The organism is Elusimicrobiota bacterium, assembly GCA_016218575.1.
Lineage (GTDB): Bacteria > Elusimicrobiota > Elusimicrobia > UBA1565 > UBA9628 > JACRDN01.
The window spans coordinates 156,326-170,683 of the sequence record JACRDN010000005.1; the positions used below are offsets into that span (position 1 = coordinate 156,326).

At 61.9% G+C, this 14,358-nt stretch carries 14 protein-coding genes; 7 read left to right on the plus strand and 7 right to left on the minus strand.

What is annotated here, in order from left to right; all coding sequences use genetic code 11:
• Positions 1-4: 4 nt before the first annotated feature.
• On the minus strand, positions 5-547 hold the full coding sequence (gene orn, locus HY921_01235) for an oligoribonuclease (GenBank protein ID MBI5629485.1): 543 nt from the start codon (positions 545-547) through the stop codon (positions 5-7).
• 133 nt (positions 548-680) lie between these two features.
• On the opposite strand from orn, the gene HY921_01240 reads away from it, so the two are divergent.
• The 4 genes from HY921_01240 to HY921_01255 all read left to right on the plus strand — a co-directional run bounded on the left by HY921_01240 (position 681) and on the right by HY921_01255 (position 4,355).
• Entirely contained in the window at positions 681-1,265 is a 585-nt protein-coding gene (locus HY921_01240) for an LPP20 family lipoprotein (GenBank protein ID MBI5629486.1), read from the plus strand.
• Between the two features lie 35 nt (positions 1,266-1,300).
• Positions 1,301-1,903, plus strand: a complete 603-nt coding sequence (locus tag HY921_01245; protein ID MBI5629487.1) for a penicillin-binding protein activator LpoB — start codon at positions 1,301-1,303, stop codon at positions 1,901-1,903.
• A gap of 6 nt (positions 1,904-1,909) precedes the next feature.
• Positions 1,910-3,277: a hypothetical protein gene (locus HY921_01250; GenBank protein ID MBI5629488.1), complete on the plus strand. Its 1,368-nt coding sequence runs from the start codon at positions 1,910-1,912 to the stop codon at positions 3,275-3,277.
• 64 nt (positions 3,278-3,341) lie between these two features.
• A complete protein-coding gene (locus tag HY921_01255; protein ID MBI5629489.1) occupies positions 3,342-4,355 on the plus strand; it encodes an LPP20 family lipoprotein in 1,014 nt (337 codons plus the stop codon).
• Positions 4,356-4,379: 24 nt separating this feature from the next.
• Here HY921_01255 and HY921_01260 read toward each other — a convergent pair whose 3' ends face one another.
• Complete coding sequence (locus tag HY921_01260) at positions 4,380-7,433, minus strand: AsmA family protein (GenBank protein MBI5629490.1); 3,054 nt, start codon at positions 7,431-7,433, stop codon at positions 4,380-4,382.
• Between the two features lie 168 nt (positions 7,434-7,601).
• Here HY921_01260 and HY921_01265 point away from each other — a divergent pair, with 168 nt between their 5' ends.
• Together HY921_01265 and HY921_01270 are read left to right on the plus strand one after the other, a co-directional pair.
• Positions 7,602-9,335, plus strand: coding sequence for a trypsin-like peptidase domain-containing protein (locus HY921_01265; GenBank protein ID MBI5629491.1), 1,734 nt, complete (start codon positions 7,602-7,604; stop codon positions 9,333-9,335).
• Positions 9,336-9,353: 18 nt separating this feature from the next.
• Positions 9,354-10,589, plus strand: a complete 1,236-nt coding sequence (locus HY921_01270; GenBank protein MBI5629492.1) for a C40 family peptidase — start codon at positions 9,354-9,356, stop codon at positions 10,587-10,589.
• Here HY921_01270 and HY921_01275 read toward each other — a convergent pair.
• Genes HY921_01275 through HY921_01290 form a run of 4 tightly spaced genes read right to left on the minus strand, consistent with a single transcriptional unit; the run spans position 10,563 to position 13,054 of the window.
• Positions 10,563-11,789, minus strand: coding sequence for an MFS transporter (locus HY921_01275; protein ID MBI5629493.1), 1,227 nt, complete (start codon positions 11,787-11,789; stop codon positions 10,563-10,565). The genes HY921_01270 and HY921_01275 overlap by 27 nt on opposite strands.
• Entirely contained in the window at positions 11,782-12,495 is a 714-nt protein-coding gene (gene tatC, locus HY921_01280) for a twin-arginine translocase subunit TatC (protein MBI5629494.1), read from the minus strand. Before tatC ends, HY921_01275 begins: the two co-directional genes overlap by 8 nt.
• Positions 12,492-12,875, minus strand: coding sequence for an adenylyltransferase/cytidyltransferase family protein (locus HY921_01285; GenBank protein ID MBI5629495.1), 384 nt, complete (start codon positions 12,873-12,875; stop codon positions 12,492-12,494). The genes tatC and HY921_01285 overlap by 4 nt, the downstream gene beginning before the upstream one ends.
• Positions 12,876-12,880: 5 nt before the next feature.
• Positions 12,881-13,054 (minus strand): twin-arginine translocase TatA/TatE family subunit, encoded by a 174-nt coding sequence (locus tag HY921_01290; GenBank protein ID MBI5629496.1) that lies wholly within the window; start codon positions 13,052-13,054, stop codon positions 12,881-12,883.
• A gap of 51 nt (positions 13,055-13,105) precedes the next feature.
• Here HY921_01290 and HY921_01295 point away from each other — a divergent pair, with 51 nt between their 5' ends.
• Positions 13,106-13,798 carry a cytochrome c gene (locus tag HY921_01295; protein ID MBI5629497.1) on the plus strand — a complete coding sequence of 231 codons (693 nt, stop codon included), beginning with the start codon at positions 13,106-13,108 and terminating at the stop codon, positions 13,796-13,798.
• Here the strand turns inward: HY921_01295 and HY921_01300 are convergent.
• Complete coding sequence (locus HY921_01300; protein MBI5629498.1) at positions 13,782-14,234, minus strand: hypothetical protein; 453 nt, start codon at positions 14,232-14,234, stop codon at positions 13,782-13,784. The two genes, HY921_01295 and HY921_01300, sit on opposite strands and share 17 nt — an antisense overlap.
• Positions 14,235-14,358: the final 124 nt, after the last annotated feature.

The window sequence follows — 14,358 nt, forward strand, 5'->3', positions numbered from 1 at the left end:
CCACCTATTTGAACACGGTCCGCCGGTAATGGGAGAGCTCGGCGATTGATTCGTAGATGTCCGCCAAGGCTTGGTGCTGCTTGCTCTTGGAGTAGACGTACTTCTCGTTGGGATACCAGCGCCGCACCAACTCCTTGATGGAGCTTACGTCGATGCTGCGGTAATGGAAGTAGTCGTGCAGGCGCGGCATGTACTTTATGAGGAAGCGGCGGTCCTGGCCGATGGTATTGCCGCACAGAGGCGCCTTCTGCGGCTGGCAATGGCGGGAGACGAACTCCAAAGTGCGGGCCTGGGCCTCCTCCAAGGTGACCGCGGAGTTCCGGGAGCGCTGCGTGAGGCCGGTCTTGGCGTGCTGCTCGATGCACCAAGGGTCCATCTGTGCTAAGACCCACTCGGGCTGGGAGATGGCCAGGCACGGCCCTTCAGCCAGGATCTTGAGCTCGCTGTTGGTCGCCACGGTCGCGATTTCCAGGATCACGTCCCTTTCTGGGTCGAGGCCCGTCATCTCCAAGTCAAGCCAAACCATGTTTTTTTCGTTGGCTTCCATTTTCCGCTCTCATGATACCAAAAATAAGCTGTGACCAAGTTGTGGCGCGCTTGTCTTGACAAGAAAAGGACGGTCTGTTAGACTACCCCCAGTTCCGTGGGTTGGCGAATCATGTTTTAAGGAGGGTGCATCTATGCGAAGCGCGAACGCGGTAACCGCAAAATTCAGTTCCTTTTTATTCGCGGCGGCCTTGGCCCTGGCGGCCGGCTGCGCCACGAGACACGTCCCGGGCCCCATCGCCGAAAAGGGGCCGGAGTGGGTCAATAAAGGGAACGGAGCCTTCAAGGACGGCGGACAGGGCGCCTTCTACGGCGTCGGGATCGCCCAGGGCATCCGCAATCGGGCCCTGGCCGTGACCGCCTCCGACGACCGAGCCCGGGCCGAGATCGCCAAGATCATGGAGACCTATATCGCGGTCCTGACCAAGGACTACATGGCTTCCACCACGGCCGGAGACATGTCCAAATCGAGCGAGGAACAGCATGTGAGCTCCACCTTGAAGAGCTTCGCCAAGGTCACTTTGCGCGGGGCCATGATCATAGATCACTGGAAGGATCCCTCGGACGGCACGCTATTTGCCCTGTGCAAGCTTGACCTGGCTGCGGTCAAGAGAACCTTGGAGGAATCCAAGGAGCTGGACAATAAAATGAGGGATTTCGTTCGGGCCAACGCCGAGAAGGCCTTCGACGAGCTTTCCGCCGAGGAAGCCAAGCACTAGAACGCGGCCGGATCATTCTCCAGGGAGGAACGGACATGGCTCATTCTGGCAGGGGATTTATGCTCTGCGCGGCGCTGGCCGCGGCGGCGGGATGCGCTTCGACCTCGGTCCAGCGCATGGACGTGGGCGAAGTCAAGGACATCAGCGGCCGCTGGAACGACACCGACTCGCGCTTGGTCGCCGAGGAGATGATTCGGGACTGCCTGGCCAGGCCCTGGCTCCCCAAGGCCGCCTCGGAGAAGGGGGCTTCCCCCACCGTCATCGTGGGCACGGTGAAAAACCAGAGCCACGAACACATCGCCACCGACACCTTCGTGGAAGCCCTCCAGCGCGAGCTCATCAACTCCGACAAGGTCGAGTTCGTGGCCAGCAAGGGCGAGAGGGGCGAGGTGCGGGAGGAGCGTCTGGACCAGGACACAAACTCCTCGGAGGAAACGCGCAAGGCTCACGGCCAGGAGGCCGGCGCCGACTTCATGCTGAGCGGCACCATCAATTCGATCCAGGACAAGGAAGGCGGCAAGGAAGTCGTCCTTTACCAGGTGAACCTCAAACTCCTCAACATGAAGTCCAATAAAATCGCCTGGAACGGCCAGAAGCAGATCAAGAAGTTCATCAAGAGAGCCAGAGCCTCCTGGTAAGCCGTCATGAGGCACCGCAGCCGGCCTTGGCCCTTGGCCGCCGCCGCATGGACTCTCGCCCTGCTTGGTCTGGGCTGCGCCGGCCCTTCCGGAGCCACCAAGAAGGGTCTTAACAGCCTCATCGCGGCGCGGGACTACGCCGGGGCGGAGAAGTTCCTGGAAAGCGCCAAGCTCACCCAGTACGGCAAGAAAAATCTGGTCCTCTACTACCTGGACAAGGGCGCGGTCCTTCACGATGCCGGCAAATACAAGGAAAGCGACGGCAGCTTCGACATGGCTGAAAAGCGCATGGAGGAGCTCTACACCAAGAGCGTAAGCAAGGCCGCGGGGACCATGCTTCTCAACGACAACACCGTGGACTACGCGGGCGAACCCTTCGAGAGGGCCATGACCAACGTTTACCGCGCCCTTAACTATGTTTTTTTGGGCCTGCCGGAGGAGGCCCTGGTCGAATCCAGGAAAGTCGAGACTTTCCTGGAGGAGCTCGGCCGCAAGCTGGAAAAAAAACCCGTCTACAAGGATGACGCGTTCGCCCGCTACCTGGACGCGCTCCTTTATGAGGATGCCGGGAAATACGACGACGCCCGCATCTCCAGGGAGGCGGCCGAGGCCGCCTATGCCTGGTACGCGTCCGCTTACGGGACTCCGGCTCCCAGGTTCGATCTCCCTCCCGATCCGGGCAAGGATCTGGGGGAGGTGGTCTTCATCCACTACAACGGCGTGGCTCCGCGCAAGATCTCGAAAACCGTCCAGGTCGCCTGGGGGCAGGCCGCGGCCCTGGTGCAGTCGAGTCCAGACTCTGACCGGGAGGATCCCCGCTATAAAAATGCCGTCGCCGCTGGGTTCCTGGGCAAGGCCGTGACCGTGGCCTTCCCGGACTATATCCAGGACTCCTACGCCATCGTCTCCTCCGAGATCGACGCCGGAGAGGGACTCAAGGCCGAGAGCCGTCTCATGGAGGACGTCTCGGCCATCGCCATGAAGAATTTAAAGGACCACCAAGGGGCCGTCAAGGCCCGGGCCATAGTGCGGGCGACGGTCAAGTACGTGATCGCAGAGTCCGCCTCCCGGGCCGCGGCCGACGCCTGCGACAAGCAGTACGGCAAGAACACCTGGCAGTCCTCCCTGTGCCGCGGGATGAGCCGGGGGCTCGCCCATGGGGTCGCGGCCGCGACCGAGATCGCCGACACCAGGGCTTGGTCCTCGCTTCCCTCTCAAATACGCATGGCCCGACTCAAGCTCCCTCCCGGAAGCCGAACCATCACGGTTTACTTCAAGAACGCTTCCGGCACTCAGCTCTCAAGCGCGGTTTTTAAGGATGTTCAGGTGCCCAAGGGCAAAAGGGTCTATCTGCACTACCGGACCGCGATCTGAAAAGTCCCCGCGACGTCGCGGGGACTCGGTGAGGGGTTCCGTTGCATTTTAAGGAGGAAAATCAATGAAAAGCATTGCACTCGCCGCGATGTCCCTGGCGGCCGCCGCGTCTCTCTGGGCCGGAGAGCCTAAGAAGGAATGGGCCGATGGCTCCAGCATCGAATTTCCGAATGAGAAATACATTATTGGAGTGGGCGTGGCCGACAGCCGGGCCGCGGCCGAGGATAGGGCGCGCGCGGAAATCGCGAAGATATTCTCGGCCCAAGTCACGGTCAGCGACGCATCAAGCGCCCTGGAGGCGAGCCGCCAGGAGGGCGCCAAGAAAGAGTCGAGCTTCTCCCAGGCCGTCAGCCAGAGCGTGCAGACCACGTCGCGCAAAATTCTCGAGGATGCCCCGATCAAGGACCATTGGCAGGACCCCGCAACCAGGGAGCAGTACGCCTTGGCCGTGCTCGACCGGGGCAAGGGCATGCTGGCCGTTCAGGAAAAGATATCGGATTTCGACCGCCAAATCGCGCAATGGAAGGCGGAGATGGAGAAGGCCCAGGAAAAATTCACCCTCGTCAAATCCGCCATGAAGCTCATGGCCTTGCTCAAGGCCCGGGCGGACGTCAATTCCGAGCTGCGCATCCTCGATCCGGAGGGAAAGACCATCCCCAGCCCGGTTGACGAGGCGACCTTGCGCATCCAAGCCGGCAAGGCCCTTGCCGAGCTCGAGGTCATGGTGGACGTTGGAGAGGGCTCAAACCGCGTGGAAACGGGCATCATCCAGGGGCTCAACAAGGCGGGCCTCCAAGCCCGGGCCGGGGCTGCCGGGGCTCCCGCCGACATCGCGGTCGAGGGGCGCTTTGAGACCAAGCCCGTGGAGGGCGGCGATCCGCGCTGGAAATGGGCGCGGAGCACGGGCTCCTTCAAGCTCAAGGACAAGGCGGGCAAGATTTTCCTGGCTTTCGAGGTGACGGACCGCCAGGCCTCGGCCGACTACAGCGAGGCCCTGCGCCGCGTCCAGGTCGAGCTCGCCAAGAAAGCCTCGTCCCAGGTGAGTTCGGCCGTTACGGAATACTTCGAGAATCAGTGAGACCGAGCCCGGAAAAAGACCCAGCTATTTGCGGAAGATGTTCTCGATGAGCTGCTTGGCGGGCTCGGCCAGGAACTTGCCGACCTTGAGCTTGGTGGAGGGCGAGGAGAAGGTGCCCTTGACGTCTATGTCCATGGGGGCGATATTGGCGACCTGGGCCGTGACAGTGAGGTCGAGCTTCTCGGCCGGCAGGTCGATCCGGCCCTGGGAGTTTACGTTGGCGGCGTCGCTGTAGAGGTGGCTGTCCTGCAAAGTCATGACCCCTTCCTTGAAGGCGTAGTCTCCCGCGATCTCGCTGAAATCGATGTTGTTGAAGTCCGGGAAGAGCCTGATCCCCCCCAAACTTCCGATTTTTTGAAAAATGAGGAGAGGAAATATCAGCACCTTGACCAGCGGCGATTGGGTGGCGAGCATCCCCAAGTTGTTGAATTTTCCCCCGGCCACCTGCATCTTGGCCCAGCCCCCAAGCTTGCTCATGTCCGGAGAAATCCCCCCCAGGTCCCAGCTCAGGCGCAGGTCCCGGCATTCGGCGTTGGGGTGGGTGAGCTTAGCCACGGCAAACCTTCCCTTGGCGTTGATGAGGGGACGCCCTTCTTCTTTGTGGGGTTGCGCGGTCTCCTGGGCGAGAGCTCCCGAGGGATGTTCGGCCGCGGCCTTCAAGGCGGCTTTCGCGGCCAAGAATTTCCCCAGGTCGAATTGGCTTAAGGAAGCGTCGAGGTCGATGTCCGGGGCCTTACCGTAGTTCTTAACGGTCAGATCCATGCTCAAGGCTCCATCGGCGACTTGCCCCTTGAGGTTCGGGATGTCGATGCGCTTCTCGTCGAACTTGACCGTGCCGGTGAAATCCGAGAGCTTGAGCCCGGCCACGGTCGCGCCCAGACCCTTGAACTGCATCTTCCCCTCGAGAACCGGCTTGTCTGGCTTGCCTGAAATCGCGATGGCTAAAAATCCCCGGCCGGAGAGCTCCATTTCCCTCGTTTTGGGCGTAAGTTTCGTGAGCTCTTCGAGCACGAAGGAACGGCACTTCACTAGGAGGTCTAGACTGGGCCTGGGCGCGCGCAAGGCGGAGATCTTGCCGGAGAGTTCAACATCATTGCTTCCGATGAGAATTCTCAAGGACTTGATCTTGGCCTCGTCCAAAGTCGCGGAGAGCGCCCCGTCCCAACGGGAAGGCGGAAGCTCAAGGCCCGCGGGAAGGCCCGCAAACGGGATATCGGCGGCACGCAGAGCGGGCAAAGAGAGCTTGGCCGTAACGTCGAGGTTGGGCTTCGGGCGCCGCGAGAAGGCCTTCTGCACCACCCCCGACACCGCGACCATTCCGGCCTTGTTCTTGGCCTCGAGGCTGTCAACGCTCAAAGTGTCGCCCTGGAGACGAACCCGGCCCGCGATGGCGGCCGCGGGGGTGATGAAGCTCGGCGGAAGCTTCAAGAAAGGAATCTCTCCGGCCTTGAGCTCGGGCAAGTCTAGATCGACGGAAAGGGAGAGATCGGGGAGCGGCTTGTCTCCCAGCGCCTGCCTGACCACGCCCGTGGCGGCCATTTTTCCCCAGCCCGTCTTGAGGTTGAACCTGGAAATCCGCGCGTCGGTCCCCTTAAGGGTGACCTGGGCGTCAAGGGAAAAGGGCGGCACGCTCAGGCCGGGCGGGATCTGCGCAACGGGCACAGGGAGGGCCGAGGTATTAAAGGCGGGAATGGAAAGGTTGGCCGCCATCTCGAGGTCGAATTCCGGCTTGGGAGAGGTCGCTTTTTTCACCGTTCCCGAGGCCTGGAAAGATCCTTGCCGCGTTTCCAGGCGCAAGCGAGAGAGGCTCAGGTCCTGCCCTTTTATCCCGGCCTGAAGGTCTACCTTGGCCGCGGGCATGACGAGCTTGGGCGCAAGTTTGAGCAGGGGAATGTCTTCGGCCTTAAGCTCCGGCAGGTTCAAGCGGGAGGCGATATGGATATCCAGGTCCGGCTTCTTGGCTTTCCAGCCCGAAATCCGCCCAGAAATATCCATGATACCCGCCGAGCCTTCAAGTTTGAGGGGAGAAAGCTCGAGCGCGTCCCCTTTAAGGGCGGCCCTTCCGGAGGATTTGAAGGCGGGCACGCGCAGTCCCGGAGGAAGGGATGCCACCAGGCCGCTCAAGGCATTCCCTTTGAAGCCGGGGGTCTTCACCTGGAAATCCCCCTCGAAAGCGGCCTGGGCCTCGGGCCCGGGCAGGACGGCGGCGCCGGAAACTTCACCGCTCAGTATTTCAGCTTCCTTCGATAGGAAGCTGAAAGCCAATTGCCCTTTCGGCTTTTTGAGATTTTCGATCTTTCCCTCGGCTTGGGCTCGCCAGTCAAGATAGCGGACGGTGAGTTGTTTTATGTCGGCCGAGATTCTCGCCGGGTCCTGGTTTCCCAGGTCCAGCGAGCCGGAGAAAGACAGCCCCCCGCGGACGGAGCGCTTGAAGAGCCTCCCCGAGCTCTTGAAGGAAAGCTCCAGCTCGAAAGGCCCGCTCAGGCGGAAATTCTTGATCACGGCCTCGAGCCCCGAGATTTCCGCATGCTCGCCTTGAGCCAAATCCTGGTAAGTGAAGCGGCTGCCCGAGATGTGGGCGCGGTTGACGTCGAAGGAGAGCGGAAGGGCCACGCCCGCTCCGGCCGCGGCCCCGGCGGAGGGCTGGGGCTTGGCCGGAGCGCTCGAGGCCGACAAGTCCGTGAAATTGTAGGAGCCGTCGCTGCGTTTGACCACGGACAGGGCCAAGCCCTCGATTCTGACCCGGTCCACGATAAGTTTCCGGCGCAGGAGCGGCAGAATCCGGACCTTCAGGTCGAAGGAGCGCATCTGCGCGAAGGTGCCCGCCTTGAAGTCGGGGAATTCGGACACGGCGAGGTCCCTGGCGGAAAGTCCCTTGACCAGGCTCCAGGAGACCTCCCCCAGGCGCAGCTCGCGTCTCAGGGTTTTTTGCGCCTGGCCGACGAGCAGGGCGCGGATTTTCTCCGGAGGCAGGTACTTCCTGAGCAGGAAAGGAGCCAGGGCCGCGATGAGCAGGGAAAGCCCGAGGAACGCCGCGGCGATTCCAACCAGAATCTTCAATTTCCCGCGCATGGCCATAAAACAAGGTGATTATAGCACAGCTCGGAGGACCCATATCGAGCCCTGGTTTTTCCGCCGGTCAGAGAGCCGGCTCAGTTCCGGGGAGTGGGTTTTCAGGAACGAGGTCCTCCGTCTCAAGTTCTAAGTTCTATTGACAAAGTCGCCGCCCTCTGTTAAATTCAGGCTATGAGAAAATTAAGCCTGATTTTCGCCTTGCTGTCGCTTTCCCTCCCCAATCCGGCCCATTCCCGGAAGGCGGCCCAGCCCTCGGGGCTGAGCCGCTTGGCCGCCCAGGTTTCGAGCTACCTGAATTCGGAGCCAGTGCGCAAGGCCCGGGTGTCCGCGGCCGTGGCCGCGGTGAGAGGCGGCATTCCCATGGATCAGGGGGAGAACCTTGATCAACGCCTTCTTGACAATGCCTTCCTGTTGCGCCAAGGGCTCTTCTCGGATTCCCGCTCAAGCCAGGATGAGAACCGGCTCAGGGCCATTTACCGGGCCTTGGCCGTGTCACAGTGGGTGCAGGCCCTGGAAAGGAGCCAAAAAAGCGGGTTTAAGTCCGATGTCAGGCGTTCCTTGGCGCTTTGGGCCGGGTCAGGGAGCCAGGACGCCATCCCCGAGAAATTGAAGGCCTTCCTGGGCTCTTCATCCTCCGATCTCAGCGACGCAGGCTTGGTCGCTGCGGGTTGGGGAGAGTATTGCCGGGCCTTGACTCCCCCCTTGGAGTCGAAACCTGCGGGCGAGGGCCGGGCCTTCGATCCAGCCACGCTTTCCATCGACGAGATGCTCAAGAACCTGCAGAGTTCATGGCAGGAGAAGAATCTTCCAGCCGAGCAGGAGGCGAGGGCCCACCTCTTGGCGGGGCAGGCCTATCTGGAACTTTCGAGGGCCCCCCTGCGGACCGCGTCGGCCGCTCCCGCGGGCAAGACCGCCTCCCTGAACTCCACGATCGAGCTTCCTACATCCCGCGATGCCGTGACCGATGGAGAATTCGCTCCGCGGAAAATTTACGGCGCCGCATCGAGGGCGGTGGTGTTCATCCTGGCCTCAAGTCCAGAGGGCGTTGGTGAAGTTGGAAGCGGAAGCGTGATAGACGCATCTGGCAGGATTTTGACCAACGCCCACGTGGTGGTCCGGGATTCGACCCGCCAGCCTTGGCCGGCGATTCACGTCTATTTCAAGCCTTCCAAGATGACGGGAAGCCCCAAGGAGGACCTGGCCAACCCCGTGGAAGCCAAGATCCTGGCCTGGGATCCGGCGCTGGACCTGGCCCTGATTGAGCTTAAGGGCGGAGTCTCCGCCCCTGCCGCCCTTTCTCTGGGAGACCCGGCACAAATCGAGGTGGGCGAGCGAGTCGCCGCAATCGGCCATCCGGAGCAGGGCGGGCTGTGGACCCTGACCACGGGGGTGATCAGCAGCGTGGTCGCCGATTTGGGCGGGGTCAAGGGCAAGCACGCCTTCCAGACCGACGCCAGCATCAACCGAGGCAACTCCGGGGGACCGCTCTTGAACGCCGCGGGGCAAATCATCGGCGTCAACACCTCCATGGCCAGGAAGGCCGCGGACGGCCTGGCCATCACGGCCGTTAACTTCTCGGTGAAGGCCGACGTGGCCAAGCGCTGGCTCGAGAAGAATGGGGTGAAGTTTGCCTACGCCCGACCCCAAGCCGCCTCGGCGCCCCGCCCCTCGGAGCCGCTTGGGAATGCGTCGAGCCCCAAGGTTGTCGCCGCGCCTTCAGCTCCAGCCCTCGCCCCGAGCGCGGCCCCGGCGCCCTCTCGGCCCGCCGGGGCCACCGTCTTCAAACGTGAAATGGTCACGGAAAGCAAGCCCTACGACCGCGAGCGGCTGATCCTCGAGGAGATCAAGAGCATGGAGGACCTCGAACAGGAAATGCACGAGGAAGTCCTGCGCAGGTCCCGCTGAGTCATGGGCCCGCGCGGAATGCTGGCGCTGATCTTCTGCCTCTGGGCGCCGTCCCTCTGGGCCCAGGGCCGTCAAAACGTCGTGGAATATCTCGCGGCGGCCCTTGAGAAAGACAGGGGCTTTTCCGCCGATGAGAGATCGGAAATCCTCGAGGCCGTTAAGGAGCGATTCGCGAGTTACGCCCTCCAGGTCGTGCCCAAGGATCGCCCCGACGCCGCGCAAGCGGCCCTCCACATGCTCGTGGAGGGCTCCCTTGACGCCGCCCCGGCGGAAAGAATCGCGGAGGTGGCATTCTCCGCTTATCAGGCCATTTCGCGCGGGGCTCCCCGCGAGGTGGTGGAAGGGATCGCGCTTTACGGCTATCGCAAGAAGGTCTCGGCAGAGAGCTTGAGCGTTTGGGCCAATGGCTACCAGCAGCTGGTGGAGAACCGGGTTCCAGGCGACGTGGCCGCGGACTTGGTTCGAAACGCCATGGAGGGCGAATGGGAGGATTCATCCTTCAACACCCTCAAATGGGCCTTGGTCCAAGGAATCAAGGAGAACTTCGAGATCCGGGATTACGCGGTCTATCTCTTCGGAAACATGGCTAAAAATGGGCGCAAGCCCGGAGCTCTTTGCGAATCGGCGCGGGCCTATTTTCGCAAGCTGAAGACCTCGGGCGCCAAGCCGGAGCTGCCCTCCTACGAGGGAGCCTTCTCGCGCAAGCCGGCGGAAAAATTCGTCTACGAAGCCAAGCCTCAATCCGAGCCGGTTCCCCGGCCGGCTGTTGAGGCGCCGAAGAAGGCGGAGCGGGGGGCCGTGGAAAAACCGGCGCCAGTAAAGCCGCCCATTGGGCCCAAGGGCCGCGCCGCGCCAGCAGCGCCGCCGCCCGTCTTGTCCAGCGTCTGGCCCGGGCTCAAGGGAAGCTCCTACTCCTACTTGGGCACCCCCTATGTCTGGGGAGGGACCACGCATAACGGCATAGACTGCTCCGGCCTCACCCAGAACACCTACAGCGAGAACCTGGTGGGAATTCCACGTGTGAGCCGCCAGCAATGGCAAACGGGACTTCCCGTGGAGTACGCGAGCCTGCGTGAAGGAGACTTGGTTTTTTTCAACACCATGGGAGTCGGCGTTTCCCATGTGGGCATGATTGTTTCTCGGGAGGGCCCGCGCTTTATCCACGCCTCATCCTCGCGCGGCGTGGTGATCGCCGAGCTCGAGAAGAAATATTATAAGGCCCGCTACCTAGGCGGTCGCCGAATTATTCCCTAATCGAGACAATAAAGGAAGACAGCACAAGGTGCTCGCCGTCCCGATCAAGGTCAGGGCCGCCATGGCCTGGTAGTCGGCGTGGGAGCCCGTCGCCCAATGGCCGCGCAGGACGTCGTAGAGCTTCCCCCCCGCCATGTTGGAGGCCCAGGCCGCCAGGTTGAACACCGACATGTAGAGCGCGAAGCTGGAGGCCTCGGCATGGTCGGGGCAGGACTGCGCGGCCAGATCCATCAGGGCCAGCCTAAAAACCACCCCCGAGAATCCGAACAGCAACGTGAGGGCCGCCGCGGAAATCGGGCCCAGGTAAAGAAGATAAAGAAGGCTTAAAGGCCCTCCTGCTAAAACTCCGACCCGGAGCAGGAGAATGGGCGAGATCAACTTGCTGGCACTTCTTGCGTAAAAGCCCGCTCCCATGGCTCCGGCCAGCCCCGCCAAGGTGCTCAACGAGCCTATGAATATCGGGCTCAGCTTCAGGAATTCGCTTTGATAATAGAACTGGGCCGTGCCCAGGAACGGGTAAAAATTAAAAAGAAAGATAAAAAGGCTCAAAGCCCAGAAGCGGCCGCCTTTGAGCAGGGAAAGAATCCCCGAGAGCCCCCGGCGCGCCGGCGCCGGGGCTAATCCCTCCCGGGACCAGCGGCTCGACCAAAGGATCATGAGCGGGAAAATCGAGGCCATGAGGAAAATCCTGGCTATGGGCATGTGCGCGGAAAGCCAGCCGCCGCCCAGGCCCGTGAAGACGAGAGAGGCGTAAAGGACTCCGATTTGGACGGCCTGATAGATTCCCGTCTTTCGGGTTTTCTTCCCCTGCTCCACCATGACCGCGTCGCAGGCCACGTCAGCGGCCACCAGGCCCACGTTGGCCATGATGAGCGCGGCCAACAAAGGCACGTAGCTGTGCCGCCCCCGGAGCGCCAAGCAGATCCATGCGAGCGCGGCCAGGCCAGAGAGCAGGCGCAGCAAGGGCCTGCGGCGGCGCCCTTTATAAGCGCAGAGATCGGAGAGGACGCCGAACAAGGGCTTGAGGAGGAATGGGAAGGTCATCCAGCCGATGAAAACCGCGCTTTGCCCCGCGGAAAGGCCGAGGGAGTCCTTGAGCAGGTAGGAAATCGGCTCATAGACGATTCCGCCCAAGCCCTGGGCCAAGTAGTTCAGGGCGAAGAAAAGATAGAGCCCGCGGTCGCCATGGTCCTCAGGCATCGCGGCGCATCAGAAGAAGGGAAAGCTCGTAGAGGAGCGCTGCGGGCAGCGCCAGACTCGCCTGGGAAATAACGTCGGGGCCCGGCGTCAGGAAGGCCGCGGACACGAAGCACAGAAAATACGCGGGCCTGCGCCAAGAGGCGAGCTGGGTCCGGGAAACGAGGCCGGCCTGGTTGAGGAGGTAAAGCACCAAGGGCAACTGAAAAGCCAGGCCGAAGGAGAGGGCCAGTCCCAACGCAAAATCAAGGTAGGCGCCGAGGCTCAGGAGGGGCTTTAAGTTCTCCGTTCCGTAGGCCAGCAGGAACCTCATCGCGGCCGGAACCACGACGGTCAGGCACAATCCGCTTCCAAGCAGGAAAAGGAAGAACGAGGCGGGCAGGATCGGGACCAGCTTGCGGCGCCAGTTCTTGTCGAAAGCGCGGGCCACGAACAGCCAGGCCTGGCTGAATATAAAGGGAAAAGCGAGCATGAAGCCGCCGTAGCAGCCGACCTTGAGCCTGGTCATGAAGGCCTCGGTGGGCGCCAGGAACACCAAGGTGCCGGCGGGGCGCACCAGCCAAGAGAGGGCCGCGCCAGAATAGCGGTAAACCGCAGCGGCGGCTACACCCCAGGCAAGCAGGCAGAGGATTAGGCGCTCGCGCAGTTCAATCAAGTGCTCGGCCAGTGGCATGGGAACGTCAAGATGCGCTTCCAGAGGCGGGGTCATGGGATACGCTCCTCCTTGCCCGGGAACCACGGAAGGACCTTGATTTCCACCCCGAGCTCGGCCGCCGCCTTCTCTGTCTCGGCGTCCGGCAGGCGCTGGTCGTAGCCGAGAACCAGGATGTCCGGGCGAACTTGGCGCAGGGAGCGGGCGAAGCTGTCCGGGCGCCCTATCAGGATCTCGTCGGCCACGCCCAGGGCCTTCAGGCGCTTGCGGCGCAGCTTCGCGGGAACGGCGTTGGGCTTTCTGTTGTGCGCGTCATGGGACAGCACCACGACCAGGCGGTCTCCCATGGCGCGGGCAGCGCCCAACAGGCGCAGATGGGCCTTATGAAGCCTGTTAAAGCATCCGGCCGTGAATACGGTCTTTTTGACTCCTGCCACCTATGTTATTCGGATTTTTTTTCCGGCCCGTCCTCATCGAGGCCCTCGCGCAGACCCTTCTTGAACATATTGACCGCCCGGCCGCATTGGCGGGCGAATTCCGGAATCTTGTTGGGCCCGAACAAGATGAGGCCCACCACGAGAATGACTAGGAGTTCCCCATATCCCAAGTTCCCCATATACCTCCTGGCTGCTGATTGGCTTAATTTTATCATTTTTATAGAATCTGAATGATGCCGAATTGGCGCTCCTGGACTTGCGTCCTCCTCCTCGCGGCCCTGGCCTCCTGCCAGAAAAAGACCCAAGAGCCGGGCGGGGGCGCGGCTTATTACAAAGCCCTCAATTGCAGGGTCTGCCACAAAATCGCGGGCCAGGGCGGCAGCGGCGGCCCTGATCTGACTTTCGTGGGCTTCCGACATAGCAAGGCATGGCTCGAGGCGTGGCTGCGAGATCCCCGTGCCTGGAAAAGCGACGCCTTGATGCCCAACCCCCGCCTATCGGACGAGGCCCGCAAGGCCGTGGCGGACTACCTCTCCACCTTGCGCGGCCAGGGTTACCGCGAGGGCTCCGCGCCTTGGGACCAAGAGGGCCTCTCCGGGGCAGAGAGGGGGAGGGTCCTGTTCAACCGCGCCGGCTGCTCTGCCTGCCACGGCAAGGGCGGGCTAGGAGGTTTCCCCAACAACAACGTCGCGGGAGGCCGTATTCCGGCGCTCCTGGATACGTCCAAAGGCTATACGAAGGAAGAGCTTGCGCGCAAGATCCGTGCGGGTTCGGCGCCCCAGAAAGCCGATCCGAAAGGCCCCCAGCCTCTGGTGTCCATGCCGGCTTGGGGCCAGGTATTGAAGGAGAGCGAGCTTGACTCCTTAGCGGAGTACCTTTTCTCTCTCAAGTCCGAGGGGCCCGGGTCTAAGGACGCCTGGTGAACGGCGCGGGCCTCAACACATAATCCTCACGCACCACGCCCGCGAGCGTGTAATGGATTCTCTTCTCGGAAGCAGGCTGACGATAGAGCTTGCTCCAGACAACGGCGCAGGAGAGTCTGGGGCCGTTTTCATCTTCTTGCCGCGCGCAGCGCAAGTCCGCTCGGAGCCGGAATTTGCCGTCGTCATCCAAAAAGAATTTCGAGCGCAAGGAGAATATTACCTGGGCAGTGTTTTCAATCGATTCGACAGGACTTACCAGCTCCAGGCTCCCGCCTATTCCTATGTTATTGGCATTCACCTTGCCCGCCTCGATGAATTCAATGAGGCCGGCCGTAGCCCTGCTGTTTTGGACCCGCGCCTCCAAGGGGAAAAAAAAAGCGAGCTGACGCGAGGTCATTTTCGAGATGTCGTAAATCAAGCCGGTTCTCTCCGCCACCCTCCATCGGCCCCAGAGCTGCTCGAACGGCAGTTCTCCCCATGCAAAGAGCCTCGAAGCGCCCGCGGTCAATAGCAGCGCCGCAAGACAATAAGCCTTTGGGAGCATGGCGCCGATAGTATGG